The sequence below is a fragment of the Ruegeria sp. K11 genome (assembly GCF_056531905.1).
In genome coordinates this window covers 405,713-431,573 of record NZ_JBQFMP010000001.1, presented here as the reverse complement: position 1 = coordinate 431,573, position 25,861 = coordinate 405,713, and the positions used below count along the sequence as shown (strand labels likewise).

Sequence of the window (25,861 nt, the reverse complement as noted above, 5' to 3'; positions counted from 1 at the left end):
ACCAACACCAAATGTTGCGGTGGCACCGTTCTCGTGTAAAACTAGGCGGAAGTTATCCCCATTCAGATGGGCAGTTATCCCGAAGCCGGGGGCGGTTATCCCAACTTACCCCCATTCATTTGCAGATAGCTTGAACCGGGCTGGACGCGTAGAACCTCAGCACGGGCAGCGGGGACGAAATGAACGAGATAAGCAGTATCGAGCAGGCGGCGGCACAGATTCAGAATGCCGAAACCATGCCGCATTCGATTGAGGCCGAGCAGCAGCTTCTGGGCGCGATTCTGACCAATAATGATCTCTATGATCGTGTCGCCTCGATCATCGGGGCCGAGCACTTTTTTGACCCGGTCCACTCACGGATCTACGAGGTGGCGGCCGCACGCATCGCCAAGAATGCGCTGGCCTCACCCGTAACCCTGAAATCCTTCATGGCTGATGATGATGGCCTGAAGGAACTGGGTGGTCCAGCCTATCTAGTCAAGCTGGCCGGGGCTTCGATCAGCGCCTTTGCGGTGCATGATTATGCCCAGATGATCTATGACCTGGCCATCCGGCGCGAGCTGATCCGGCTGGGCCGCGACATCTCGGACAAGGCGGCGCGGGTCGATGTCTCCAGCGAGCCGAAAGAACAAATCGTCGAGGCCGAGCAGCAGCTTTATCAGTTGTCCGAGCAGGGCCAGACCGAACAGGGGTTTCAATCCTTCCTCAAGGCGGTCACAGAAGCCGTCAACGTCACCAACGAGGCCTACCAGCGCGGTGGCGGCATGGCGGGGATTTCCACCGGTCTGGCCGACCTGGACAAGCAATTGGGGGGCCTGCATCCGTCTGATCTGATCATTCTGGCGGGCCGTCCCTCGATGGGAAAAACCTCGCTTGCAACCAACGTGGCGTTCAATGTGGCCAAGGCTTATAAGCGCGGCCAAAAGTCGGACGGAACCGAAGGCGCAGTAGACGGCGGCGTCGTTGGATTCTTTTCACTGGAAATGAGCGCCGAACAATTGGCAGGCCGGGTTCTGGCCGAAGCCTCTGAAATTTCCTCTCATAAAATCCGTCAGGGTGACATGACCGAGGCCGAGTTCCGCCGTTTTGTGGACGCCGCCAAGGAACTGGAAGCCTGCCCGTTATTCATAGATGACACCCCCGCCCTCCCGATCTCTCAGCTCGCCGCGCGTGCGCGGCGGCTGAAGAGAACGCATGGGCTGGACTTGCTGGTCATCGACTATCTGCAGCTGTGTCGGGGGATGTCCGACAATCGCGTTAACGAGATCGCCGAGATTTCGATGGGCATGAAAGCGATTGCCAAAGAACTCAACATCCCGGTTATCGCCCTGTCCCAGCTGTCGCGTCAGGTGGAAAACCGCGACGATAAGCGCCCGCAACTGTCCGACCTGCGGGAATCGGGCTCGATCGAACAGGATGCCGACGTGGTGATGTTCGTGTTCCGCGAGGAATACTATAAAGAGCGCGAAAAGCCCGGCGATCACGAGCTGGAGAAGATGGAAGAGTGGAAGCAGGCCATGGAGCGCCTGCATGGCAAGGCCGAGGTCATCGTCGGCAAGCAGCGCCACGGCCCCATCGGAACAGTTGAACTGTCGTTCGAGGCGCAGTTCACCCGTTTTGGTAATCTGGTCAAGCCATGGCAGCAAGAAGGTCAGATCGAAGGGTATTGATTGGTCGGCAACTGCTTATAATTGTTTGAAATTGGTTCATTGGGGGTTCATCTCGTCTGTGTTAGGATTTGATGAACCCGCACAGGCCAAGGCCCTGATCCATTGACCGCAATCATCTCTGAAATCAGATATCGCAATGGTCCGGGTTTCCAGCCCAATCAAGACTACATTGAAATCCGCGTTCCTACAGGTGACGATGTTTCAGGCCTGTCGGTGGATGTGTATAACACCAACGGATCCCTGCGCAGTTCGACGGATTTGAGCAACGCCACGATGACCACGGTTGGCAATTTCGACTATTACGTGGTCACGGCCCCCATTAACAGATTTGGCGCTGTCTCGCTGACCGAAAACGGCAATGTGCTGAGCTTTGTGTCCTTCGACCGGGAAGTCACCGCCAACGAAGGCGCTGCAGACGGGCTGACATCGACCCAGGTCGGAACGAACGGAAACGATTCAACCTCGTCCCTCAGCTCAAGGGACGGTGTGAACTTTTTCGTCGATCCAAACCCCAACCCCGGTGCGCCCTGCTTTACCACCGGCACCCGCATCATGACCGATAAAGGCGAGGTTCCCATCGAAGACCTGCAACCCGGCGACCGCGTACTGACCCACAACGGACGCTATGAGGAACTTAGGCTGGTATTGTCTCGGACGCTGCGGACATCGGAATTGATGAAGATGCCGAAACTGCGGCCCGTGCGTATTCTGGCCGGAGCACTGGGGCAGGACCTGCCCCGCCGGGATCTTTTGGTGTCGCGGCAGCACAGGATGCTGACAAGTTCGCCCATCGCGCGCCGCATGTTCGGCGAAGACACCGTCCTGATATCAGCCATCCACCTGACCGCCCTACCCGGTGTTTGTCTGGATGACCAGTTGCCCAGCATCACGTATTACCATCTGATATTTGAAACTCATGTCGTTTTGTTCGCGGAAGGCGCACCCAGTGAAAGCCTGTTTCTGGGCCCGCATGCCCTGGGCACCTTGCCGCGTGAAGCGCTGCAAGAGGTTCTGACGCTTTTCCCTGACCTGTCCGAGCACAGCACGATGCCATCGTCATGCCACATCCCCAGCAACAAGCGTCAGAAGAAACTGATCGCCCGTCATGTCAGCAACAATAAACCTTTGTTATGTCAGGCTTCTGCGCGAAACTCAGAGCTTCTCGATCAAAACAGGTAAACGATGCGCGTTCTGAACCTGATTTATGTTTCAGCTCGACACAATTAGGGTCAGCTTTTTCAGCAGGTAACGCGTACCGAAAACCCTGATTTTATATCATACCAGCCAAAATCTGCCGGAACATCGGCATATGATTGCGGGTAAACGCAAGGTTCCTCTTGACCTTGTGCGGCGCAATGGCATGAACGGGATCATGAGTACCGCACGTCTAACAATCAACCTCCACGCACTGACGCAAAACTGGCAGGCGCTGGATGACAAAACCAACGTCGAGACAGCCGCCGTGGTCAAGGCGGACGCCTATGGGCTGGGCTCCGAACCGGTGTCTCGTGCGCTGGCCGAAGAAGGTGTGCAAAAGTTTTTCGTCGCGGTTGCCGAGGAAGGCGTGACAGTACGCCGGGCGGTCGGGCCCGAACCCTCGATCTTTGTGTTCTCGGGCCACATGGAACAGGACGCGGACCTGTTGACAGCGCATAACCTGATCCCGCTGATCAATTCGGGCCCGCAATTTCAACGCCACATGCAGGCATTGCCAGATCATCCGTTCGGCATTCAGCTGGACACCGGCATGAACCGGCTGGGCCTGGAACCCGCAGACTGGGCCGAATTGCGCAGCAAAGCTCTGGCGGCGAACCCTGCCGTCATCATGTCCCATCTGTCCTGTGCGGATGAACCCGAGCATCCGATGAACCGTCAGCAATTGCTGACCTTCCGGCAGATGACTGACGGTGTGACTGTACCCCGGTCACTGGCGGCGACCGGTGGCACCTTGCTGGGTCCGGAATACCATTTCGATTTCTGCCGTCCCGGCGTTGGCCTCTATGGCGGGATGCCGTTTGCCGGGGCAAGGCCCGTGGTCACTGTTGATCTGCCGGTGATTCAGATTCGCGACGTTGCCGTGGGTGAGACCGTCGGTTACGGCAACAGCTGGTCTGCGCGCCGCCCGTCGCGCATCGCGACCGTGGCGGCGGGGTATGCCGATGGCCTGCACCGCGCAATCGGTGGCGGAATTGATGCATTTGCAGGGGATATGCCCTGCCCCGTGGTCGGACGTGTCTCAATGGACCTGATTACCATTGACGTCACCGACCTACCCTTTAATCCTGAAAGCCTGCGCATCCTCAACGGACACCAGACCGTCGACGATCTGGCCGAGGCCGCAGGCACGATCGGGTATGAGGTGCTGACCTCTTTGGGCAGTCGTTTTTCGCGGGGCTACGTTGAATGAACCCTCTTGATATGCTGGGCGGGCTGGGACGCGCCGTCCTGACCCTGCTGGCAACGTTCGGCCGCGTCGCGCTGTTTGCGCTGGACGCGGTTTCGCATATTTTTCGCCCGCCCTTCTATCCGCGGGAGTTCGCGGTTGCGCTTTTGAATGTCGGCTGGCTGTCCTTGCCCGTTGTCGGCCTGACCGCCATCTTCACCGGCGGCGCGCTGGCGCTGCAGATCTACGCAGGCGGCGCACGTTTCAACGCCGAGGCCGTGGTGCCCCAGATCGTCGCCATCGGCATGGTACGTGAACTGGGTCCGGTTCTGGTCGGCCTGATGATCGCCGCGCGCGTGACCTCGTCAATCGCCGCCGAGATTGCCACCATGAAAGTGACCGAGCAGATCGACGCGCTGGTCACCTTGTCCACCCATCCGATGAAATACCTGACTGCGCCCCGCGTTCTGGCGGCGCTGATCACCGTGCCGCTGCTGGTCGGGATCGGAGACATCATCGGCATTGCAGGCGGCTATGTGGTGGCGACCCAGAACCTTGGGTTCAACCCGGCAACCTACCTGCTGAACACGGTCAATTTCCTCGAAATGCGGGACATCGTCTCCTCTCTGGTCAAGGGCGCCGCATTTGGCCTGATCGCGGCCATCATGGGCTGCTTTTACGGCATGGACTCGGGCCGGGGGGCGCAGGGCGTGGGGCGCGCCACCAAATCCTCGGTCGAATCCGCCGCAATCCTGATTCTGGCCGCCAACTTCATTCTGACAGGGGTGTTCTTCTCGCTATGATCCGGATGGAGAACGTACATAAGGCCTTTGACGAGAACCACGTCCTGCAAGGCATGAACCTTGAGATTGCAAAGGGCACCTCGATGGTGATCATTGGCGGGTCGGGCACGGGCAAGTCGGTTGCGCTGAAATGCATCCTCGGCCTGATCAAGCCCGACAGCGGCATGATCTATGTCGATGGTAAAGACGCCAGCAAAGGTGACCGGGATGCGTTTCTGGCACGGTTCGGGATGCTGTTTCAGGGCGCGGCGCTGTTTGACTCGCTGACCGTCTGGCAGAACGTCGCCTTCCGCCTGCTGCGCGGCTCGCTGAAACGCCCTGCGGAAGAGGCGCGCGAAATCGCCATCGAGAAACTGCGCCGCGTTGGCCTGAAATCCGACGTCGCAGACCGCTTCCCGGCCGAGCTGTCCGGCGGCATGCAAAAACGCGTCGGCCTCGCCCGTGCCATCGCCGCCGAACCCGAGATCATATTTTTCGACGAGCCCACCACGGGGCTTGACCCCATCATGTCCGGCGTCATCAACGACCTGATCCGCGAAATCGTGACCGAGATGGGCGCCACCGCGATGACCATCACCCACGACATGAGCTCGGTCCGCGCCATTGCCGACAACGTGGCCATGCTGCACGGAGGCGTCATCCAGTGGACCGGCCCGGTTGGTCAGATGGACGCCTCGGGTGATCCTTATGTGGAGCAGTTTATCAGCGGGAGTGCTGAGGGGCCGATTGAGGCGGTGCGGTGAACCAGTTTTTCTTGAGTTATTTAGTATTGTATGGATGGCCAGCTTGCTGGCTTTACGCACTATGCTTGGTCGTCGTCTGTTTCAGGAAGATGCCCTTGCTTGCTGGTAACTTGATTCTTGCAGGTCTAACGGCTTTTCTTTCACTTTTTGTGCAGTCTTCAATGCTATTTGTTTTAAGCAATATTTGGGCTTTTCTATTTATTCTCGTAATAGTCAGCGTACCCGAGAGAAAGAGCCAATTGCCAAAATGGGCGAGAGTGCTTGGATTTGCCTGTATCCCTGTGGGAATTGCGGTAACGATCGCATTTTCTCAAGTTTTCCGGGCATTTGGATAGTGGTCTTCGATCACTCTGAGAATTCTGTATGTGCACTCAATGCGCTCCATAATATAGTTGCCCTATAGACTTTGAGGATCTTTAGCAACTTATGACCCTCCGCCTCGCCACCCTCTCCCTCCTGATCCTCTACCCCATCGCGTGGTTCGCCCCGCTGATGCGCGCAGGGCTCCTCCCGATCTTCGGCCTCAGCGAAATAAGCGTCATCACTGGGCTCCAGTCCTTGTGGAAATCCGACATTTTCCTCGCGCTGATCGTCACCATCTTCGCCCTCTTCGCGCCCTACATCAAAACCATCGGCACCGCGCTGGTGCAATGGAACCTGCTGGACCCGCGCGTGCAGCCCGCTCTGAATGTGCTCGGCAAGCTTGCAATGGCCGACATATTCCTCATCGCGCTTTACATCACGCTGGCCAAGGGCATCTCATACGCGACTGTCGAGACCGCATGGGGTCTCTACCTGTTTACCGGCTGTATTTTGGCCTCGCTGGCCTTGGGTCATATTACAGAGATGACATTCGGTTCACGAAAAGCTCAGACCTAATTGATTGAAAACGCATTTCTAAGTATCATTTAGATATTTCGAGCAGCAACGTGTTTGTAGTTCACCGGTCCGCAGCGGATCATATCGTGCTTGATTGTCCTCTGCTTTGACCCGGTTTTATTTCGGTTGAAGAAGGAGATCGATGATCATGGCCGCCCTTCATAGAGTTACTCTGCAATTTCAGAACATCTTTCTGAAACTAACCTTTTTCCTGATCTGCGCGGCGGCTTTGTTCGCAGTGACGACCACCGCATTGGCTGCCGCCGGCGTTCTGCCATGGTTGTCAATGCAGGCAGGGTTCGCAAATGGCAGCGTCATAGATGCCGGAATTTACGTTCAATCAGGACTGACCGCGCTGGTCGTTATGCTTGCCTTCTACCTGCCGTCCAACGCACGCATGATGGCGCTGGAGAGTACCCATCGCAAGTTTACCATGAACATGCAGGACGTGGCCGGAGCGTACCAGTTGGCCCATGCCGCCGACCGCAGCGGGGCTTTTGCCCTGTCATCCGAGTTCGATGCGGTCAAGGAGCGTATGGCTTTTCTGCGCGATCATCCCGATCTGCAAGCGCTCGAGCCGCAGGTTCTGGAACTGGCTGCGCAAATGAGCCAGATCAGTCAGGAACTGGCGGATACTTATGGTGACGCCAAGGTCGATCGGGCGCGTGCTTTCCTGAAGCAACGTCAAGAAGAGGTCGAGCAGTTCCAGGCCCGGATCGAGGACGCTCAGACCGTTCAGCACGAGTTGCGCCAATGGACCCGCGATATCGAGATCGAGGAATCCATCGCCAAATCTCAACTGGCCCGGCTGCGTGACGAGCTGTTCGACCTGCTGCCCGAACTGTCGGCCCAACTTCAAAGTTCATCAGATGACACCGAACCCGGAACGCACAGTGTCATTGCAATGTCTCCCCCTCGCGCCGCCGAATAGGCGCACCAGCGCCCGCCGCCAACGAGGGCCCATCTGGGCCCGAGGCGGCGGCCACCACCGGCGGAGATGAATGCCCGCAAGGGCTTGAAGAACCGCCCGACCTGAGGCACCAAGTGCCGCATGGCAAAGACGAACACTTTCTCCTGCACGGCCTGCGGCGCCTCACATACCCGATGGTCCGGTCGCTGCGACGCCTGCGGTGAATGGAACACTATCGCACAGGACGTCCCGCTTTCAGCCGGGCCCGCCAAGAAATCCCTCGGTGGCAAGCGGGGCCAGTCCATCACACTCACGGACCTGTCCACCGAGGAAACACCCCCGCCCCGCACCCTCTGCGGCGTCGAGGAATTGGACAGGGTGCTGGGCGGCGGCCTCGTCCCCGCCTCTGCCCTGCTGGTGGGCGGAGACCCCGGCATCGGCAAATCCACCCTTCTGCTACAGGCCGCCGCCCGCTTTGCCCGCAATGGCATCAAGACCATCTATGTCTCGGGCGAGGAAGCCAGCGCGCAGGTAAGAATGCGCGCGCGCCGATTGGGGCTGGAAAACTCCCCGGTCCAACTGGCGGCAGAAACCAATCTGCGCGATATCCTCACCACGCTTGAGGCCGAAAGGCCCGGCCTCGCGATCATCGACTCGATTCAGACCATGTGGGCCGACAATGTGGACAGCGCACCGGGGTCGGTGTCGCAGGTCCGGGCCGCAGCCCATGAATTGACGACGTTTGCCAAACGTCACGGCGTTTCGATCATCATGGTCGGCCATGTCACCAAGGAAGGCCAGATCGCGGGCCCTCGTGTGGTTGAGCACATGGTTGACACCGTGCTCTATTTCGAGGGCGAACGCGGTCATCAGTTCCGCATCCTGCGTGCCGTCAAAAACCGCTTTGGCCCCGCCGATGAGATCGGTGTGTTTGAAATGACAGGCAAGGGTCTGGCGCAGGTCACCAACCCCTCGGCCCTGTTCCTGTCGGAACGCGGCACACCCAGCCCCGGCTCAGCCGTGTTTGCAGGTATCGAGGGCACCCGTCCGGTATTGGTCGAATTGCAGGCCCTCGTCGCCCCCTCGCCCCATTCTCAGCCCCGGCGCACGGTCGTTGGCTGGGACAGCGGACGCCTCGCGATGATCCTCGCGGTGCTCGAGGCCCGCTGCGGCATCCCCTTCGCGGGGCTCGACGTGTATCTGAACGTGGCCGGTGGCCTGAAAGTATCCGAACCCGCCGCCGATCTCGCCGTCGCCGCAGCGCTGCTCAGTGCCCGCGAAGACACTGCCCTGCCGGCAGACACCGTGGTTTTCGGAGAAATCTCGCTGTCCGGGGCACTTAGACCCGCCCCGCAGACCGAAAACAGGTTGAAAGAGGCGCAAAAACTTGGTTTCACCGCGGCAATTGCTCCGGCGGGTGGCAAAACCGGCACTGTGGCAGGTCTGACACTCACCCGACCCTCTGATTTGGTGGGGTTTGTTGGCGAAACCTTCGGAGCAGGTTAAGGTCGCGCCCCGAGGGGCAGAAAAACAGGCGAGGGCCATGGAAGGTTTTACTATTATTGACGGGGTCGTTGCCCTGATCATCGTGCTGTCGGGCATTCTGGCCTATTCGCGCGGTTTCATGCGCGAGGTTCTGGCCATCGCGGGCTGGGTCGCGGCCGCTGTGCTGGCCTTCATCTTTGCCCCACAGGCTGTGCCTCTGGTCAAGGAAATCCCGGTGGTCGGAGAGTTCCTGCGTGACAGTTGCGAATTGTCGGTTATCACCGGCTTTGCTGCAGTCTTTGCCATCGCGCTGATCGTGGTCAGCATATTCACTCCGCTGTTTTCCTCGCTGGTCCAGCGATCAGCTTTGGGCGGGCTGGATCAGGCGCTTGGGTTCTTCTTTGGAATAGCGCGCGGTATTCTTTTGGTCGCGATCGCGTTCTTTGTCTACGACACGGTGATGACCGGTCAGTCGTACACGCTGGTCGATGAAAGCCGCTCGGCCAAGGTGTTCGAGCAGTTCAGCGGTCAGATCGAAGAGCAGAACCCCGAAGCCGCGCTGGGTTGGGTCACCGCACAATATGAAGAACTGGTTGCCAGCTGCACGGCCGGAACCGAAGGTTAAGGCCTATAAGACATGATGGACAAGAAAGCCCGGTCTAGCCGGGCTTTTTCGGCTTTTGGGATCAGATGAACCCTTCACCGCCGCACACTGTGCAGCGCGTGTTTTTCAGCCCGAAACAACCGTCACACCGGCTTGAGATCGGCTTGCCATATTGATCGCGGCTCTTGATCAGCTCACCGCTGCCTTTGCAGATCTCGCAGGGCGCACGTCCGGCCCCGCGGCAACGGTGGCATCGGCGTTTATGCGGTGTCTCTTTCTTTTTGTTGACCTTGTGTTGCCACATGGGGGCATCCAATCTGGTTACTGGTACGCAACAGGAAACAAACTTACGTAACGACAGCACACGCACTCCGGTTTGTCACCTGCTGCGACACAAAATCCCAAAATCAATCAGCATGTGCTCAAGAATGTGATCCTTTGATGACACACGCTGCGTTAGGCATTATGTGAAGGCCGAACCGACATGGAATCGGAGCTGCCGATCTTGCTGTATCTGTTGTGTCTTGTGCTGGCTGTCTTGTCACATGCGGTTTTGTGCCGTCTGGACGATCTGCGACAGACCTCTCAGGTGTCCACATATTGTCAGTCCGGTCTGTTCCATTGAACGCTCTCACCGCCATAACGTCATAGAAATTGGAGCCCGTACATGTGTGGGATTTTGGGGATCGCAAGCAGAACGCATGATGTGTTTGCGGAAATCTATGACGGGCTGCTGATGTTGCAGCACCGGGGACAGGATGCCTCGGGGATCGTCACCTATAATGGCGAATACTTTCGTGAGAAAAAGGCCAACGGTCTGGTCAAGGATGTCTTCAACGCGCAGGACGCCGAGACCCTGTTGGGCAAGGTCGGCATGGGCCATGTCCGTTATCCCACCGCGGGCTCGCTGAGTGCTGCCGAAGCGCAGCCGTTTTTTGTGAACGCGCCTTATGGCATCTATCTGGTCCACAACGGGAATATCACCAACACCGCGCAGCAGCGCGAGAAAGTGACCGGCAAATACAGCCGTCACCTGCGCACCACGTCCGATTCCGAGATTCTGCTGAACGTTCTGGCGGACAAGGTCGCCGATGCGATCAAGGTCAATGGCAACGCGGACCCGATCCGTAACATCTTTGCCGGCGTGAAAATGACCATGGAACGTGTGCAGGGTGCCTATTCCGTCATCTGCCTGATCGCAGGCGTCGGGATGCTGGCCTTCCGCGATCCGTTCGGCATTCGCCCGTTATCCGTGGCCATGCGCGAAAATGACGGTGCCGGGGCGGATTATTCGTTTGCGTCCGAGGATGTAGCCTTTGGCATCAACGGGTTCGAGAAACTGCGCGACCTGCGCCCCGGCGAGGCGATCCTGATCGACCTTGACGGCAAGATGCACGAGTTTCAGGCCGTTGAAGGCAGCCTGACACCTTGCATCTTCGAATATGTCTATCTTGCGCGGCCGGATTCACTGCTGGACGGTGTATCGGTCTACAAGACCCAGATGCGCATGGGTCAAACACTGGCCAAACAGATCGAAGACTCCGGGCTTGAGATCGACCGGATTATCCCCGTCCCCGACAGCGCCCGCCCCGTCGCGCTTGAGGCCGCCAAGATTACCCGCATTCCCTATCGCGAGGGTCTGGTCAAAAACCGCTATGTCGGGCGCACGTTCATCATGCCCGGTCAGGCCGAACGACAGAAATCCGTGCGCCGCAAACTGAACGCGGTGCCGCTGGAATTTGACGGGCATAACGTGCTGTTGATCGACGACTCGATCGTGCGGGGCAATACGATCAAGAAGATCGTACAGATGTGCCGCGAGGCGGGGGCCAAGAAAGTTTATATCGCCAGCGCCTCGCCGCCGGTGAAATATCCCAATGTCTACGGCATCGACATGCCCACCAAGCATGAACTGATCGCGAACGGCAAAGAGATCGAGGAGATTCGGCAGGAACTGGGGGCAGATGCCCTGTTCTATCAGAATCTGGACGATCTGATCTGGGCGGCCAAGGAAGGCAACCCCGAGATCGAAGCCTTCGACTGTTCATGTTTTGACGGGAAATACATCACTGGCAGCGTCAGCGAGGATTATCTGGAAAGCCTGGAAAACAGCAACCGGGTCAGCAAGAAAAGGCAGGACATGCAGGTTCCCGGAGGGTCCTGGAACGCTGCAAAGCTGGCATCAGGTTAAGGGCTCAGGCTGTGTGGACCCTGCGAATCAAGTGACCTTCAGCGCGGCGATATTGTTACCATCTGCGCGATCCTGACAGGCACCCGAACCAAACCGGTGGAATTCCGCGCACAACTTCGCGGAGAAGAGGATGTGATCGCAAAGAGTTCGCCGGGGCGTCCTGCACATGACCCAACGCGACCGGACGACCGGCTTTTGTTTCCGGATCGCGTTTGATAGCCCCGCGCCTGACCAACCACTCACTACAAGGGGTCGGGCGCTCAGCTCTGACCACAGATCATGTCCAATGCAACTGTCGAAAGCGCGGCCACGCAACGGCGCGCGCTCAAGAGGAATTCATTGTCTCTGCTTGGAGTCTTTGGCCCCAAAACCGAGATGCGCGCATTAATCCGTCTGGCATCGGGGCGCGTGAAAGAGGTCGGGCACGGCAGCCGGGTGTCTTCAGGCTCGGTCATTGCCATCGATGCAGAGGGCGTGATGCTGCGACAAAGCGGCCAGACCCGGCGGATCACCATCCCCGGCAGCTAATCCTGCCTTGACGCCTTGCGCGCGGCGGGTCAAACCGCAGTCATGACCGATCAGACCAAAATTGCCCTTGTCACCGGGGCGTCCCGCGGGTTGGGTGCCGCACTGGCCGAGGCGCTGGCCCCTGAGTATCATATCGTCGCCGTCGCCCGCACCACAGGTGGGCTGGAGGAGCTGGACGATCGCATTCAGGCCAAAGGTGGCGCTGCCACACTGGCCCCGATGGATATTGCCGATCCGAACGCCATGGCCACCTTGTGCCGCGGGATTCACGACCGATGGGGCAAGGTTGATTTGTGGCTGCATACCGCCATTCACACCTCGGCCCTGACACCCACGCATTTCATTGATCCCAAGGAATGGGCGAAGGCGGTAAGCACCAATGCCACGGCGACCTCGATTCTAATTCCCTATGTCGCGCCCTTGCTGGGAGAAACCGGCCACGCGGTGTTTTTCGACGATCCGAAAGCCGGCGAGAAGTTCTATGGCATCTATGGTGCCACTAAGGGTGCGCAGATGGCCTTGGCCCGCAGTTGGGCCGTTGAAACCGAACGAACCGGGCCCCGGGTTTCGATTGTTGAGCCCGCGCCGATGCCCACTGCGGTACGCGCCAGGTTTCACCCCGGCGAGGATCGGGATGTCTTGACCAGCCCGACGGATGAAGCCATCCGGATTTTGGCCCTGCTGTAAGACTGGCCCTTACCGGGCCAGGCCTCCGGCGGGAGTATTTTGGAAAAGATGAAGCGGGCCGATCAGGCGATATGGGTGCCGTTGCGCCCGGCCAGATCGACGAAGAACTGCCACGCAACCCGTCCCGAACGTGCGCCGCGAGTGGCTTGCCATTCGATAGCCTCGGCCCGCAAGATGTCGGGGTCCACCGAGACTTTGTAGGCAGCGCAATAGCGATCGATCATCGCCAGGTATTCATCCTGATCGCAGGGATGGAAGCCCAGCCACAGGCCGAACCGGTCCGACAGTGAGACTTTTTCCTCGACCGCTTCGGACGGGTTGATGGCGCTGGAGCGTTCGTTTTCGATCATGTCCCGGGGCATCAGATGACGGCGGTTCGAGGTGGCGTAGAACACGACGTTTTCGGGGCGGCCTTCGATGCCGCCGTCCAGAACCGCCTTGAGCGACTTGTAATGCTGGTCATCGTGGCTGAACGACAGGTCATCGCAAAACAGGATAAACCGATGCGGCGCGGCGCGCAGGTGGTTGAGCAGTCGCGCGACCGAACCCATATCCTCGCGTTGCAATTCAACAAGCTTCAGATCGGGATAATCCGAATACAGAGTCCCGTGCACGGCCTTGACGAGGCTGGATTTGCCCATGCCCCGTGCCCCCCAAAGCAACGCGTTGTTGGCCTTGTAGCCCGACGCGAAGCGTCGCGTATTGTCCAGCAGCGTGTCCCGGGACCGGTTGATCCCCACCAACAGGTCCAGATCGACACGATTGACCTGCGTCACCGGCTCCAGCCGGTCCGGGTCGACATGCCAGACAAATGCCGGCGCTACATTGAAATCCGGGGCCGCCAGAGGCGCGGGTGCGATCCGTTCGAGCGCGTCGGCGATACGGTTCAGGGCCTCTTCATTCATATTTGCCTCCGGTCTGCACATGCGCTTTTCAAACCATTTTCCCGCAGTCTCAACAAGGGCGCGGCACGAAAAAGGCGCGCCCGATCCCGGGCACGCCTTTTCGTTTCAGCCGGGCTGGATTACTTTCCTTCTTCTTCCTGCATCATCTCGGCATCGGCTTCGGCTTCATCATCGTAATAGCCGTCGGCGCGGAGTTGTTCCTCGCGCTTTTTCTCGACCCGGGCGACGAGGAAGATGGACACTTCGTAAAGGCCGTAGACCACCACAAACAGGATGATCTGCGTGATCACATCCGGCGGGGTGACGATGGCGGCGAGCACCAGGATGCCAATCACCGCGTATTTGCGAACTTCGCCCAGACCCTGCGCGCTGACCAACCCCGCTTTACCCATCAGGGTCAGCAGCACCGGCAGCTGAAAACACAAGCCAAAGGCGACAATGAACTTGATCGTCAGATTCAGATATTCCTGTGCCGAGCCCTGAAACACCACGCTCAGCGGCGCGGCAGCGGTGCCGTCGGTTACGGCCTCTCCTTCGGCTCCGAATTGCTGGAAGCCCAGAAAGAAATCATAAGCCAGCGGCGTGACCACGTAGAAGGCAAAGCTCGCCCCCAGAAGAAACATGAAGGGCGAGGCCAGCATGAACGGCAGGAATGCATTCTTCTCGGACTTATACAGGCCCGGCGCAACAAAGCGCCACATTTGCATCCCGATATAGGGAAAGGCCAGAATGAAGCCACCCAACAGAGAAACCTTGATCGCGACAAAGAAGCCCTCTTGCGGCGAGATGAAGATCAAACCGCAATCCTGGCCACGCTCTGTAAGAACTTCGCATAGCGGTTGGGTCAGAAAGTTGAACAGCGGCGTGGCCACCGAAAAACAGATGATCATTCCGATCAGAAACGCCACGACGCAGTGAATCAACCGGGTCCGCAGTTCCGCCAGATGCTCGATCAAAGGGGCCGAGGAATCCTCGATCTCGTCCGTTTTGGTCATGTCTTGCTTTCAGTGTTCAACGCCGCTTCGGCCTCTTCCGCTTTGGTCAAGGCCTCGGCTGCTTCCTTGGCCTTGCGCTCGGCGGCGGCCCGCGCCGTCGTGGCTTGTATCTTCTTGGCTTGCTCGGCGCGTTCCGCAGCCAGCTTTCCGGTTTCGCTATCCGGATCAAACTTGGTCGGATCAAGCGACTTGGCCACATCGCGCGCAGCCTCGTTCACACCTTCCATAGCCGTGCTGACAGGGTTGGTCGCAGCGTTCAGACCTTTCTTGATCTCGTTCACACCCGCCTGATCGGCAGCTTCATTCATGGCGCTGCTGAATTCGCGCGCCATGCCGCGCGCCTTGCCGACAAAACGCCCGACATTGCGAAACAACACGGGCAGGTCTTTTGGACCCACCACAATCAGTGCAACGATTCCGATGACCAGAAGCTCGGTCCAGCCCAGATCAAACATCTATGTTCAGACCTTGTCTTTCTCGGTCTCGGGCGTGACGTCCTTGGCCAGTTCCGATGCGTCCTGTTCCAGCTCTTCCGATCCGTCTTTGACGCCCTTCTTGAATGCGGTGATGCCCTTACCCACTTCGCCCATGAGCGAGCTGATCTTGCCGCGACCGAACAGCACCAGCACCACAACAGCGATCAGCAGCAGGCCTGGAAGGCCGATATTGTTAAGCATGTCTTGTCTCCTTCTGCGTCGGCGCCACGCGCCGGAAATATGATCTGGCCCCGTGTCTACGCCCGGACGGCGCCCGGAGAAAGTGAGACAGATCAAATCCACGATCAAATTCCGGCCAAACCCGCATTTTTTGAGGACTCGCATTTCTCAACTGACAGGTTTATGTCAGTTGGTAATCGTTAGGAACAGGGCATCAAACCCTGATCAACGGAGACTCAGATGACCCATGTCGCAGAAATCGTCACGTTCACCCTGGCAGATGGCGTAAAACCCGAAGAGTTCGTGAAACTCAGCCAAACGACCGAAGCCTTCGTCCGCGCCGCGCCCGGTTTCGCCCATCGTCAACTGAGCCAGGGCGCGGATGGCCGCTGGACGGATTATGTCATCTGGACCGACATGAAATCCGCAGAAGAAGCCGCCGCAGCCTTCATGCAGCAGGATTTTGCGCCCGCCCTGATGGCCGCGATCAACCCCGAAAGCGCGCAGATGCGCCATGAAACCGTACTATGGAACATGACCGCCTAAACGCGGATCAGGCGGCGTGTCATGCGCCGCACTGACCGCCTGTTCGACATCATCCAGATCCTGCGTGACGGCAAACTGCACCGCGCGCAGGACATTGCGGATCGGCTCGAAGTGTCGGTCCGCACCATTTATCGCGACATGGATACGCTGGTCGCCTCAGGCGTCCCGGTCGAAGGGGAACGCGGCGTGGGCTATATGGTGCGCGAGCAGGTTACCCTGCCCCCGCTGAACCTGACGCCGGCCGAACTCGAAGCCCTGAACCTCGGCATGGCTATCGTGGCCGAGGCCGCCGACCCCGAGCTCAAATCCGCCGCCCAATCCCTGGCTGACAAGATCGACGCGGTCTTGCCGACACAGGTCATTTCCGAAGCTGACACCTGGAAATTCGCCGTCTACCCCTTTGCCGATGCTGCCCGCGGACTGGCCCATATGGCCCCGATCCGTGCCGCCATCAAATCCCGCCAGAAATTGCAGCTCAGCTACCGGCGGATCGACGGCACCCTGACCGAACGCATCATCCGTCCATTGCATATGGAATACTGGGGCCGGGTCTGGACGCTCACCGCCTGGTGCGAATTGCGCGCAGGTTTCCGCGTGTTTCGCATCGACCTGATCGAAGCGCTCTCACCCATACCCGAGATTTTCGCCGATGAACCCGGCAAACGCCTCAGCGATTATACCCCAAACGGCTGACCCGCTTCATCTTTTCCAAAATACTCCCGCCGGAGGCATGGCCCGGCACGGGTCATTTCAGGAACGGCTCGGGATCAACGGACTCAAACCCTTTGCGCACTTCGAAATGAACATAGGCGTTATCGCCATCCCGAAGCGCTGCAATCTTCTGGCCCCGGCGGACACGGTCGCCTTTCTTGACAGTGATATCGTCGACGTTGGCATAGACTGTCAGCAAATCGTTCTGGTGCTTGACCACGATGATGGGCACCTGATCCGCGTCTGCTGTGATGGCCGCAACGGTCCCTGCCTCGGCCGCCTGCACCGGTGTTCCGGGTGATGCGGCGATGTCGATCCCCTCGTTCTTGCCTTTGTCATAGGTGCGAATGATGGTCCCGCCGACCGGAAAGGCCAGCGCAGAATTACTCTGATTGGTAGGCGCATCCGCAGTCACATCCGGCGCTGGCGGCGGCGGAGTGATCTCTTCATCCGGCAATGGCTGGGTCGCACTGGGCGGCGTGGGTGTGGGCGAACCCTCACCGGGCTGCGTGACGTTGGTCGCAGGAACAGCGGCGGTCTGGACCGGTGCGGGCTGGTTTTTGATCGGGATCAGCAGAAACTGACCCTCGCGCACCACGAAATCCGGACCCAGCCCGTTCCATTCGGCCAGCGATTCAACCGGCACATCATAGAGCCGCGAGATCGTAAAGGCCGTCTCGCCCCGCTTGACCTTGTGGCCGATCGGCTCCGGCCCCGAAGGTGCGGGCGCGGGCGCAGGTTTGGCCGGCTCCAAAGTCGAGGTCTGAACCGACCCGGTGCTCGGCACTCCATCAATCGCCGAGCCCGCAAGGGCGGCAATATCAACATTACTTGTCCCACCCACCGAACGCGGCAAGGCAATTACTTCACCGTCCCGCAACGGGTCGCTGACCTGCAAGCCGTTGAACCGGGCCAGTTCGGTCGGGGGTAACCCGACACGCGTGGCGACATCTGTCACCGTGTCACCGCGCTGTGCGACCGCGACCTGATAATTTGGATAGGAAATCACCCCTCGCGCATCAGGCACCGGACGATTGGCCGTCGCATTCTGCACCGCATCCGTGGTGGAAAATCCGCCCACCTGACCGCGCAAATCATAATCCAGCGGTCCTTCGCAGGCAGCCAGAACCGCCAGCGCCGCACCACATGCCGCAAATCGACCCAGAGGGAATTTGGAAACTGCTCTCATTTTACTGTCCTCAACACCTGCCCCTGTTTGATCGGGGTTCCAGCGCTTTTCACCGAGTATACCTTTAATTGCCGTCCTTTCCCAGACCTTCCAGCAATGGAACAAATCGAACGGGTAATAATTCATCATATTCCAGGCCGGTTTCAGTGCGCGTCACACGGATCAGCGTCTGAACGGCATCTGACTGTCCCACCGGCAACACCATGATACCGCCGATTTTCAACTGCGCCAAGAGCGGCCCGGGCGGGTCCTCGGCGGCTGCGGTCACAATGATACGATCAAACGGTGCCTGTTCCGGCAACCCGAAGGACCCGTCCGACAGCATGGCGGTGACATTGGTCAGACCCAGTTGGCGAAACAACTGCCCGGTTTCCTGAACCAAACGCTTGTGACGCTCGACTGTGTAAACCCGCCGGGCCAGTTTGGACAAGACCGCCGCCTGATAGCCCGAGCCGGTGCCGATCTCCAAAACCGTATCCCGCGCACGGACCTGCAGCGCCTGCGTCATCAGCCCCACGACCGACGGCTGGCTGATCGTTTGTCCGCAGGCGATCGGCAGCGGCGTGTCCTCGTAGGCGCGATCCGCAAACAGCCCTTTGACGAATTGCCCCCGGTCAATCTGCTCCATCGCGGCCAGAACGCGCGCATCCGTCACCCCGCGCGAACGCAGGGCAAACAGGAATTGCATGGTGATTTCGGGTGTCAGTCCGGTCATTCGACTACCTTCAGCGCCTCCAGCGCATCGTGGGCGGTCAGATCGGCGCGCATCGGTGTAACCGAGATGTACCCCTCCAGATTCACCGCCGCATCGGTGCCGGGGGCCGTCGGGTTGTGCTGATATCCGCCCTTGATCCACAAAAACCGCCGCCCCGAAGGCGAGCTGTGAGGTTCAACGCCAAAATGCGTGTCACGGCGGAACCCTTGCGGGGCCACGCGCCTGCCCAGAACCTCATCTGCAGGAACGGGCGGGAAATTCACGTTGTAAAACAGTTTATAGTCACCCTGTTGGGCCGGGCTGGCCGCCAGAATGCGGCGAACCACATCGGCGCCAAAACGGGTCGCGGCCTCAAACGGGTCTTCCAGACCCAGGTTGCGAGGGCCGAAATACTGGGACAATGCAATTGCCGGCACGCCTTGCAAGGCCGCCTCCATCGCGCCCCCAATGGTCCCGGAATACAGCGTATTCTCTGCCGAGTTATTGCCCCGGTTCACGCCGGACAACACCAGATCCGGCGGTGCGTCCTTCATCACGTCATGTAAACCCGCCAGCACGCAATCCGCAGGCGAGCCTTCGGCGGCAAAGCGGCGATCGTCCAGCTTGGCGACCATCATCGGATGGGTGTAGCTGATACAATGGCCAACCCCGGATTGCTCGAAGGCGGGCGCGACGATCCAGACCTCGCCATCCGGGCCCGCCACGTCCTGCGCGATATGCTGCAGCGCGATCAGCCCCGGTGCATTGATCCCGTCATCATTTGTCAGAAGAACTCGCATGCCCGCTCCACCCCCGCGTTTTGCCCTTGATAGACCCGCCCCCGCGCTGCGGCAAGCAGCGGGCGCGCTCAATCTGCGGCATTCGCGCACCACTTTTGCGCAAAGTGCCAGCAATCAGGACGGAAAGACAAAGCACCGGTCACGGCGGATGGTCAGCCACATAACTCGTCCGGGCGCGGGCACAAAAACGTTTGGAACCGTCGCCTTGAGTATTGAGCCGTTGTAATCCATCCGAAACTCGACAAGGCTTTCATTGCCCAAAAAGCGCGCCCGTTCGACCACGCCCCGCGCGGCAACACCATCCGTGGGTGTGGGTGACGGACCTTTGCCGTTGCGATCAAAATCCAGCTTAACGTGCTGAGGGCGAAAGACGATATCGACATCGGTTCCGTCCGCAATCCCCGGCGCCAGAAAACGCCCGAATGGCGTATGCGCCAACGCGCCGTTAACTTGTGCCTGCAATACGTTGACATCGCTGAAAAAAGCAACTGCAGCCTTGTCCGCTGGTCGAGTATAAACATTATAGGGCGCGCCCTGCTGCACGATCTTGCCGCGCCGCATGAGCGCGATTTCGTCTGCCATGCGCATGGCCTCTTCCGGCTCATGCGTGACCAGTAAAACGGCAGCATCTTCTTCCTTGAGGATCGCCAACGTCTCATCCCGGATCCCGTCGCGCAAACGGTTATCAAGGCCCGAGAACGGCTCGTCCATCAGCATGATCCGCGGTCGCGGGGCCAACGCGCGCGCCAATGCAACCCGCTGCTGCTCACCGCCCGACAATTGATGCGGAAAGCCGTCAATGAACCGCATCAGGTCCACCTTGTTCAACAGTTCTTCGACCCGGGTCCGCTTTTCGTCTTTGCTGCCTTTCAGGCCAAAGGCCACGTTGTCAGCAACGCTCAGATGCGGAAACAGGGCAAAATCCTGAAACATCAGCCCGATCTCGCGCCGTTCCGGCGGAACACGAAACACCGTGTCACAGATCAGCTTGCCGTCGACGAATATCTCGCCCGAGCTTTGCATCTCGACGCCCGCAATCATGCGCAGTGTCGTCGACTTGCCGCAGCCCGAAGGGCCCAGCAGACAGGTCACCTGCCCGGCAGCAACAGCCAGCGAGACATCATCCACTACGGTTCGGCCACCAAAACGGGCAACCAGATTGCGAATTTCAAGCCGAGGAGGAACTGTATTCACCGCCAATTAAGGACCCCATTGCCTTTTCCGATCAAATTCATCGGGCTTGGCGGGGATAGCAACCCCACCCATCAGGCGCAAGAGATCAGCAGCATCCACCCGTTACGGCTTCGCCGGTTGCTTCAAACGGGCTTTCCCCGCCGCAGCCTTCGAAAATGCCGTAATGGGTCGAGAAGTCGCCAATAAAGTCGAAATGCCGCGCAAACCGAGTGTCTTTCAGCATCATCCACGTGTTGCCGCAAACCGGAAAGACCTTGCCTGCCTCGATCGCGTGATGGTCATCCAGTTCAAACAGGTGAGGAGCGTTAGGTATGGTGCCCTTGTAGATCACCGCTTGCCCATAATCCTCGCAGGCCGGTTCCAGGGCAGGCAGTTTGAACAAGCGATAAGTGGCCGAAAGGAACTTGAGCGGCGCAACGCGGTCTTCCAGAACCGGGTTCTCGATGGTCAGAGGTCGATGTGTGACCCGGCGCGGATCGCCGAACCCGGCCTTGCGTGACATCGACAGGAAGTCATTCCAATAGAGCGCGCCGGCCAAGCATTCGCCATACAGCACCTCATCTTCGGCCATAGCCTGCGGCACCCGGCGGTCCGCGTAGACATCCGAGAAATACATCTCGCCGCCATCCTTCAGCAACCGATGCGCGCCGCGCAGAACGGCCTCTTTGTCCGTGGCCAGATTGATCACGCAGTTTGAAACGATGATGTCGAAAGACCCGGGTTCAAGGTCAAGCTCATCCAGCTTTTCGATATAGCCGTGATGGAATTCCACATTCGACGCGCCGTGACCAAAGGCCTGCGCGTGATATTCCTGATGGGCACGCGCCACATCCAGCTGTTCCGGTGTCATGTCCACACCCACAACGCGGCCCGTTTCTCCAACCATGGCTGACAGCGCATAGACATCGCGCCCCGCCCCACAACCCAGGTCAAGGATGCTCATCCCCTCCAGATCCAGTGGCGCAATCAACCCGCAGCCATAATAGCGGGTCAGAACCTCGTCATGCACTTTCGAGAGGATCTTTTTCACGTGATCCGGCATGTCATCCGGCGTGCAGCACGCATTGGTCTGCAAATCCGCGCTGCTTTGAAGGACATCGCCGTAGTAATTCTGCACTGATTCATGCTTCATCGAAACTATCCCCTGTGTCTGACTTTGGGTCAGCTAATGCAGCCCCGCCCTTTGCGCAATCCACTCCAGCGACACTTTACAAAAGCGTTACTTCAGCAATTCGAAATCCACACCTGCCCGCACCCGACCGTTTACCTGAATCTCCAACCGATGGGGACCCGGCACCAGCTTGAACGTCGTCGCATTGCCTTTCAGCTTGTGCACCTTGCCAAGGTTTAGCGCGCCTTCCTTCAATGTGGTCTGTTTCAACTTATGCACCTTGGCGGATTTTTTACCGCCCGGACGTTGAAAATGCACGATATAATCGACCAGCACTGGCTGATCCCCCAAGCCCTCCAGCTCAACTTCGAATGCCAGCGCGCCACCAATGCGCGCCTCACCCGTCACCTTAATCGCTGCCGATATGTCAGCGTCGGAGTCATAGCCCAGAATCTTCATCGCGCCCGGATGGCCAGACTTGACCAACCCGCGCAACGTGTGGGCCGTCATCCAGCGCAATTCCGCCGCATCCTGCGCCCCATCTTTGGACCAGCTCCGTAGCCGGTCCAGCACCAGATCCGGATCTTTCTTGGTGATATCGTTCAGATGGTTGGCCACCGACCGCGTGACGTAACGCGTCCGGTCAGCGTGCAACCGATCCAGCAGCGGCAGAGGGTCCGTCAACTGCAATCCAACCGCCTGCCCCCAGGGCAAACGCGGTCGGGTTCCTTCGCTGACCAGACGGCGCACGTGATAGCTGTCGTGGTCGCACCACGCCTCCATACGCGCCAGCACCCGATCTGGGTGACGGTTCAGGAACGGACGAATTGCCCACTCCATCGAAAACCGCTGAGTCAGTTCCTCAAACAGGTCCAACGCCAGATCGGGTTGATTCAACCCAACGTCAGCAACCCAGTCACCCAGCGGCGCAAAGATGAAATCACCAAAATCATCGTCGCTTTTGGTGGGATCAAGCGGTGGAGGAAGAGCGCGCAGGATCACCGGTGCGACGTCTGACAAATTGCCGGGGACCGCGTCTTGCAGGCAAGTGGCGATCCACGCCATCCGCTCTTTCAACTCAAGCTCAGGCAGGCGCGACATCACCCGTTTCCCGAACACGCCCGCATCAAAAGATGGTTCAGATTTTGCGAATAATGCACTGAGGTAACGAACTTTTTCTGCGTTGAACAACTGATCCTTGAGTGAGAACCCTTGCGCCATCTCTACATCGTCAGGTTCGTGCTGCCGCCGTCCAGCAGGATGTTCTGCCCAACGATAAAGCCTGCGTGTTGCGAACACAGGAAGGCGCAGGCCGCCCCGAATTCCTGCCTTGTGCCATAACGGCGTGCCGGGATTGTGGCAGCACGTTCTGCACGGGCATCCTCAATCGAGATGTTTTTCTGCAGTGAAACTGCACCATCCAGCGAATCCGCACGGTCAGTCGCGTGGATACCCGGCAACAGGTTGTTGATCGTCACCCCATGCGGCGCGACCTGCCGCGATGTGCCAGCCACATAACCGGTCAATCCCGTCCGTGCCGCATTCGACAGGCCCAGAACCGCAATCGGCGAACGCACGGATTGCGAGGTGATGTTGACCACACGTCCCCAGCCCTTGTCCATCATCCCCGGCAACAGCGCCTTCATGAAGGCAATCGGGGTCAACATATTGGCGTCCAACGCCTTGATGAAATCGTCGCGATCCCAGTCCGACCACATGCCCGGAGGCGGCCCCCCGGCATTTGTCACAAGGATATCAACACCCTGCGCGGCTTTGGTCACCTGCGCCTGACCGTCCGTTGTGGTAACATCACAAGCCACGGTCTGCACGTCTACTCCATATTCCGAACGCAGACGCGCCGCCTCGGCTTCCAGTGCCTCGGCCCCGCGCGCATTCATTACCAGATCGACGCCCGCCGCCGCCAAAGCCTCGGCACAGCCAAGACCCAAGCCCTTGCTGCTTGCACAGACCAGCGCGCGTTTTCCCTTGATACCCAGATCCATGTGATCCTCCCCATCTATTGTTGCCGCCATGTCTAGCACCGGCCAGACGGGGAAGACCAGATTTCAGCGCTCGTTAATAAAAGAACTCTTCCCGCACGATCTTTCCATCGGCAACGTGGTAGACGCCAACCTCACGCATATCAAAGGCTTCTCCGGACTCTTTCACCTTGCCTTGAACTTCGAAGATCACAGCAAAGCGATCTTCGCCATGCGGGAACGGATCGCTGACGGACGCCCCTGAGACTTCATGCGCCCCTTCCCACCATTCATGTTTGCCCCGGATCGCATCCCTGCCATGCGTTTCGCGGCCCATACCCTCAAAATCCTGCGACTCGACCGAAACGGCATCTTCCGCATACAGCTTCTCTAAATTCTCTTTCGCGCGATCCTCGCGGCAGCCTGCCACCAGTTCGTCGGCAATCTCTTTCAAATTCATAGGTCCTCTCCATTATTTGTTCACTATATGTTCTTATTGCCATAGCGACACGATTCGAACCAGCCCCTTTATCTTGCCTCGGCAGGATTCCCCGCCTATACGCGCGAGCATGCTTGATACCTCGAACCAACCCTCTCTGCCGCCCGAGATTGCCCGGCGCCGGACATTCGCCATCATCTCGCACCCGGATGCGGGCAAGACGACGCTGACCGAAAAGTTCCTGTTGTACGGTGGTGCCATCCAGATGGCCGGTCAGGTCCGCGCCAAGGGTGAGGCGCGGCGCACGCGCTCGGACTTTATGCAGATGGAGAAGGATCGGGGCATCTCGGTTTCCGCCTCGGCGATGTCGTTCGACTATGGCGATTTCCGATTCAATCTGGTGGACACGCCCGGTCACTCGGATTTCTCCGAGGATACCTATCGCACCCTGACCGCCGTCGATGCCGCCGTGATGGTAATCGACGGCGCAAAAGGTGTGGAAAGCCAGACGCAGAAACTGTTCGAGGTTTGCCGCCTGCGCGATCTGCCAATTCTGACCTTCTGTAACAAGATGGACCGCGAAAGCCGCGATACGTTTGAGATCATCGACGAAATTCAGGAAATGCTGGCCATCGACGTCACGCCCGCCGCGTGGCCGATTGGTGTGGGTCGCGATTTCATCGGCTGTTATGACATGCTGCGCGACCGGCTGGAACTGATGGATCGTGCCGACCGCAACAAGGTGGCCGAGAGCATCGAAATCAATGGCTTGGACGATCCCAAGCTGGCCGAACATGTCCCTGAACATTTGCTAGAGAAATTGCTGGAGGAGGTTGAGATGGCGCGCGAATTGCTGCCCAAACTCGACCCACAGGCGGTGCTTGAAGGGCACATGACCCCGATCTGGTTTGGCTCTGCGATCAATTCCTTCGGCGTGAAGGAACTGATGGAAGGGATCGGAGCTTATGGCCCGCAGCCGCAGGTTCAGTCGGCCGAGCCCCGCCAGATTGCGCCCGATGAAAAGAAGGTCGCCGGTTTTGTCTTCAAGGTGCAGGCCAACATGGACCCCAAGCACCGCGACCGGGTGGCGTTTGTCCGTATGGCGTCGGGCCATTTCAAACGCGGCATGAAGCTGACCCATGTGCGCACCAAGAAACCAATGGCGATCTCGAACCCGGTGCTGTTTCTGGCATCCGACCGCGAACTGGCCGAGGAAGCCTGGGCCGGCGATATCATCGGCATCCCCAACCACGGGCAATTGCGCATCGGCGACACGCTGACCGAGGGCGAGGCGATCCGGGTCAAGGGCATCCCGTCCTTCGCGCCCGAACTGCTGCAAGGCGTCCGCGCGGGCGATCCGATGAAGGCCAAGCATCTGGAAAAGGCGCTGATGCAGTTCGCCGAAGAAGGCGCGGCAAAGGTATTCAAACCCTCAATCGGATCGGGTTTTATCGTCGGCGTTGTTGGCGCGCTGCAATTTGAAGTGCTCGCCAGCCGGATCGAGATGGAATACGGCCTGCCGGTACGGTTCGAGGCGTCTCAGTTCACCTCGGCGCGCTGGGTCAACGGGGAAAAGGCCGAGGTCGAGAAGTTCGTCAACACCAACAAACAGCACATCGCCCATGATCATGACGGCGACATCGTTTACCTGACGCGCCTGCAATGGGACATCGACCGAGTGGTGCGCGATTACCCGGCTCTGACCCTGACGGCGACCAAGGAAATGATGACGTAACACCCCGCGCGCGATCCGTCGCGC

General features: G+C 58.9%; 28 protein-coding genes. 16 read left to right on the top strand and 12 right to left on the bottom strand.

All coding sequences use genetic code 11. From position 1 onward, the window contains the following. The first annotated feature begins 179 nt into the window (after positions 1–179). The 13 genes from ACR0K4_RS02185 (at position 180) to ACR0K4_RS02125 (ending at position 12,883) form a co-directional block, all read left to right on the top strand. Complete coding sequence (locus tag ACR0K4_RS02185; protein ID WP_170653712.1) at positions 180–1,670, top strand: replicative DNA helicase; 1,491 nt, start codon at positions 180–182, stop codon at positions 1,668–1,670. Positions 1,671–1,772: 102 nt separating this feature from the next. Continuing rightward, positions 1,773–2,849, top strand: a complete 1,077-nt coding sequence (locus ACR0K4_RS02180; protein WP_480852630.1) for a Hint domain-containing protein — start codon at positions 1,773–1,775, stop codon at positions 2,847–2,849. Between the two features lie 193 nt (positions 2,850–3,042). Further along, positions 3,043–4,077, top strand: coding sequence for an alanine racemase (alr, locus tag ACR0K4_RS02175; RefSeq protein WP_480852628.1), 1,035 nt, complete (start codon positions 3,043–3,045; stop codon positions 4,075–4,077). Beyond that, positions 4,074–4,856, top strand: coding sequence for an MlaE family ABC transporter permease (locus tag ACR0K4_RS02170; protein WP_480515155.1), 783 nt, complete (start codon positions 4,074–4,076; stop codon positions 4,854–4,856). The genes alr and ACR0K4_RS02170 overlap by 4 nt, the downstream gene beginning before the upstream one ends. Then, positions 4,853–5,599, top strand: coding sequence for an ABC transporter ATP-binding protein (locus tag ACR0K4_RS02165; RefSeq protein WP_480852627.1), 747 nt, complete (start codon positions 4,853–4,855; stop codon positions 5,597–5,599). Before ACR0K4_RS02170 ends, ACR0K4_RS02165 begins: the two co-directional genes overlap by 4 nt. A 426-nt stretch (positions 5,600–6,025) precedes the next feature. Next, positions 6,026–6,478, top strand: coding sequence for a paraquat-inducible protein A (locus ACR0K4_RS02160; RefSeq protein ID WP_480515160.1), 453 nt, complete (start codon positions 6,026–6,028; stop codon positions 6,476–6,478). Between the two features lie 148 nt (positions 6,479–6,626). Further along, positions 6,627–7,409 (top strand): DNA repair protein, encoded by a 783-nt coding sequence (locus ACR0K4_RS02155; protein ID WP_480852626.1) that lies wholly within the window; start codon positions 6,627–6,629, stop codon positions 7,407–7,409. Positions 7,410–7,529: 120 nt separating this feature from the next. Beyond that, the gene (gene radA / locus ACR0K4_RS02150; RefSeq protein ID WP_480852625.1) at positions 7,530–8,894 is read left to right on the top strand and encodes a DNA repair protein RadA; all 1,365 of its coding nucleotides are present in this window, start codon (positions 7,530–7,532) and stop codon (positions 8,892–8,894) included. A 37-nt stretch (positions 8,895–8,931) separates the two neighbouring features. Continuing rightward, positions 8,932–9,498, top strand: a complete 567-nt coding sequence (locus ACR0K4_RS02145) for a CvpA family protein (protein ID WP_480515166.1) — start codon at positions 8,932–8,934, stop codon at positions 9,496–9,498. A gap of 463 nt (positions 9,499–9,961) precedes the next feature. Continuing rightward, positions 9,962–10,102 (top strand): hypothetical protein, encoded by a 141-nt coding sequence (locus ACR0K4_RS02140; protein ID WP_480515168.1) that lies wholly within the window; start codon positions 9,962–9,964, stop codon positions 10,100–10,102. 42 nt (positions 10,103–10,144) lie between these two features. Next, positions 10,145–11,668 carry an amidophosphoribosyltransferase gene (gene purF / locus ACR0K4_RS02135; RefSeq protein WP_480515170.1) on the top strand — a complete coding sequence of 508 codons (1,524 nt, stop codon included), beginning with the start codon at positions 10,145–10,147 and terminating at the stop codon, positions 11,666–11,668. Positions 11,669–11,947: 279 nt separating this feature from the next. After that, positions 11,948–12,196, top strand: coding sequence for a hypothetical protein (locus tag ACR0K4_RS02130; protein ID WP_480852624.1), 249 nt, complete (start codon positions 11,948–11,950; stop codon positions 12,194–12,196). A gap of 42 nt (positions 12,197–12,238) precedes the next feature. Further along, a complete protein-coding gene (locus ACR0K4_RS02125) occupies positions 12,239–12,883 on the top strand; it encodes an SDR family NAD(P)-dependent oxidoreductase (protein ID WP_480515173.1) in 645 nt (214 codons plus the stop codon). Positions 12,884–12,945: 62 nt separating this feature from the next. Here ACR0K4_RS02125 and ACR0K4_RS02120 read toward each other — a convergent pair whose 3' ends face one another. From ACR0K4_RS02120 to ACR0K4_RS02105, 4 genes are all read right to left on the bottom strand, one after another. Continuing rightward, entirely contained in the window at positions 12,946–13,788 is an 843-nt protein-coding gene (locus ACR0K4_RS02120) for an ATP-binding protein (protein ID WP_480852623.1), read from the bottom strand. Between the two features lie 119 nt (positions 13,789–13,907). Further along, complete coding sequence (gene tatC / locus ACR0K4_RS02115; protein ID WP_480852622.1) at positions 13,908–14,783, bottom strand: twin-arginine translocase subunit TatC; 876 nt, start codon at positions 14,781–14,783, stop codon at positions 13,908–13,910. Further along, complete coding sequence (tatB, locus tag ACR0K4_RS02110; protein WP_480515178.1) at positions 14,780–15,238, bottom strand: Sec-independent protein translocase protein TatB; 459 nt, start codon at positions 15,236–15,238, stop codon at positions 14,780–14,782. Before tatB ends, tatC begins: the two co-directional genes overlap by 4 nt. A gap of 6 nt (positions 15,239–15,244) precedes the next feature. Continuing rightward, positions 15,245–15,460 carry a twin-arginine translocase TatA/TatE family subunit gene (locus ACR0K4_RS02105; RefSeq protein WP_117868756.1) on the bottom strand — a complete coding sequence of 72 codons (216 nt, stop codon included), beginning with the start codon at positions 15,458–15,460 and terminating at the stop codon, positions 15,245–15,247. Between the two features lie 219 nt (positions 15,461–15,679). Between ACR0K4_RS02105 and ACR0K4_RS02100 the strand changes: the two genes are divergently transcribed. Continuing rightward, entirely contained in the window at positions 15,680–15,985 is a 306-nt protein-coding gene (locus ACR0K4_RS02100) for a hypothetical protein (RefSeq protein WP_480852621.1), read from the top strand. Between the two features lie 21 nt (positions 15,986–16,006). After that, entirely contained in the window at positions 16,007–16,678 is a 672-nt protein-coding gene (locus ACR0K4_RS02095; RefSeq protein WP_480852620.1) for a helix-turn-helix transcriptional regulator, read from the top strand. A 52-nt stretch (positions 16,679–16,730) separates the two neighbouring features. On the opposite strand, the gene ACR0K4_RS02090 is transcribed toward ACR0K4_RS02095, so the two are convergent. The 8 genes from ACR0K4_RS02090 to ACR0K4_RS02055 all read right to left on the bottom strand — a co-directional run bounded on the left by ACR0K4_RS02090 (position 16,731) and on the right by ACR0K4_RS02055 (position 24,123). Then, positions 16,731–17,885: a peptidoglycan DD-metalloendopeptidase family protein gene (locus ACR0K4_RS02090; RefSeq protein WP_480852619.1), complete on the bottom strand. Its 1,155-nt coding sequence runs from the start codon at positions 17,883–17,885 to the stop codon at positions 16,731–16,733. A 64-nt stretch (positions 17,886–17,949) separates the two neighbouring features. Then, on the bottom strand, positions 17,950–18,600 hold the full coding sequence (locus ACR0K4_RS02085; protein WP_480852618.1) for a protein-L-isoaspartate(D-aspartate) O-methyltransferase: 651 nt from the start codon (positions 18,598–18,600) through the stop codon (positions 17,950–17,952). After that, the gene (gene surE, locus ACR0K4_RS02080) at positions 18,597–19,379 is read right to left on the bottom strand and encodes a 5'/3'-nucleotidase SurE (protein WP_480515186.1); all 783 of its coding nucleotides are present in this window, start codon (positions 19,377–19,379) and stop codon (positions 18,597–18,599) included. Before surE ends, ACR0K4_RS02085 begins: the two co-directional genes overlap by 4 nt. Before the next feature lie 114 nt (positions 19,380–19,493). Then, the gene (locus ACR0K4_RS02075; RefSeq protein WP_480515188.1) at positions 19,494–20,579 is read right to left on the bottom strand and encodes an ABC transporter ATP-binding protein; all 1,086 of its coding nucleotides are present in this window, start codon (positions 20,577–20,579) and stop codon (positions 19,494–19,496) included. 79 nt (positions 20,580–20,658) lie between these two features. Next, positions 20,659–21,705, bottom strand: coding sequence for a methyltransferase domain-containing protein (locus ACR0K4_RS02070; protein ID WP_480852617.1), 1,047 nt, complete (start codon positions 21,703–21,705; stop codon positions 20,659–20,661). An 87-nt stretch (positions 21,706–21,792) separates the two neighbouring features. After that, entirely contained in the window at positions 21,793–22,905 is a 1,113-nt protein-coding gene (locus tag ACR0K4_RS02065; RefSeq protein WP_480852616.1) for a hypothetical protein, read from the bottom strand. Positions 22,906–22,907: 2 nt separating this feature from the next. Beyond that, on the bottom strand, positions 22,908–23,687 hold the full coding sequence (locus tag ACR0K4_RS02060; RefSeq protein ID WP_480852711.1) for an SDR family oxidoreductase: 780 nt from the start codon (positions 23,685–23,687) through the stop codon (positions 22,908–22,910). Positions 23,688–23,760: 73 nt separating this feature from the next. Beyond that, on the bottom strand, positions 23,761–24,123 hold the full coding sequence (locus ACR0K4_RS02055; protein ID WP_480515193.1) for a SnoaL-like domain-containing protein: 363 nt from the start codon (positions 24,121–24,123) through the stop codon (positions 23,761–23,763). Positions 24,124–24,232: 109 nt separating this feature from the next. On the opposite strand from ACR0K4_RS02055, the gene ACR0K4_RS02050 reads away from it, so the two are divergent. After that, positions 24,233–25,837, top strand: a complete 1,605-nt coding sequence (locus ACR0K4_RS02050; RefSeq protein WP_480852615.1) for a peptide chain release factor 3 — start codon at positions 24,233–24,235, stop codon at positions 25,835–25,837. Positions 25,838–25,861: the final 24 nt, after the last annotated feature.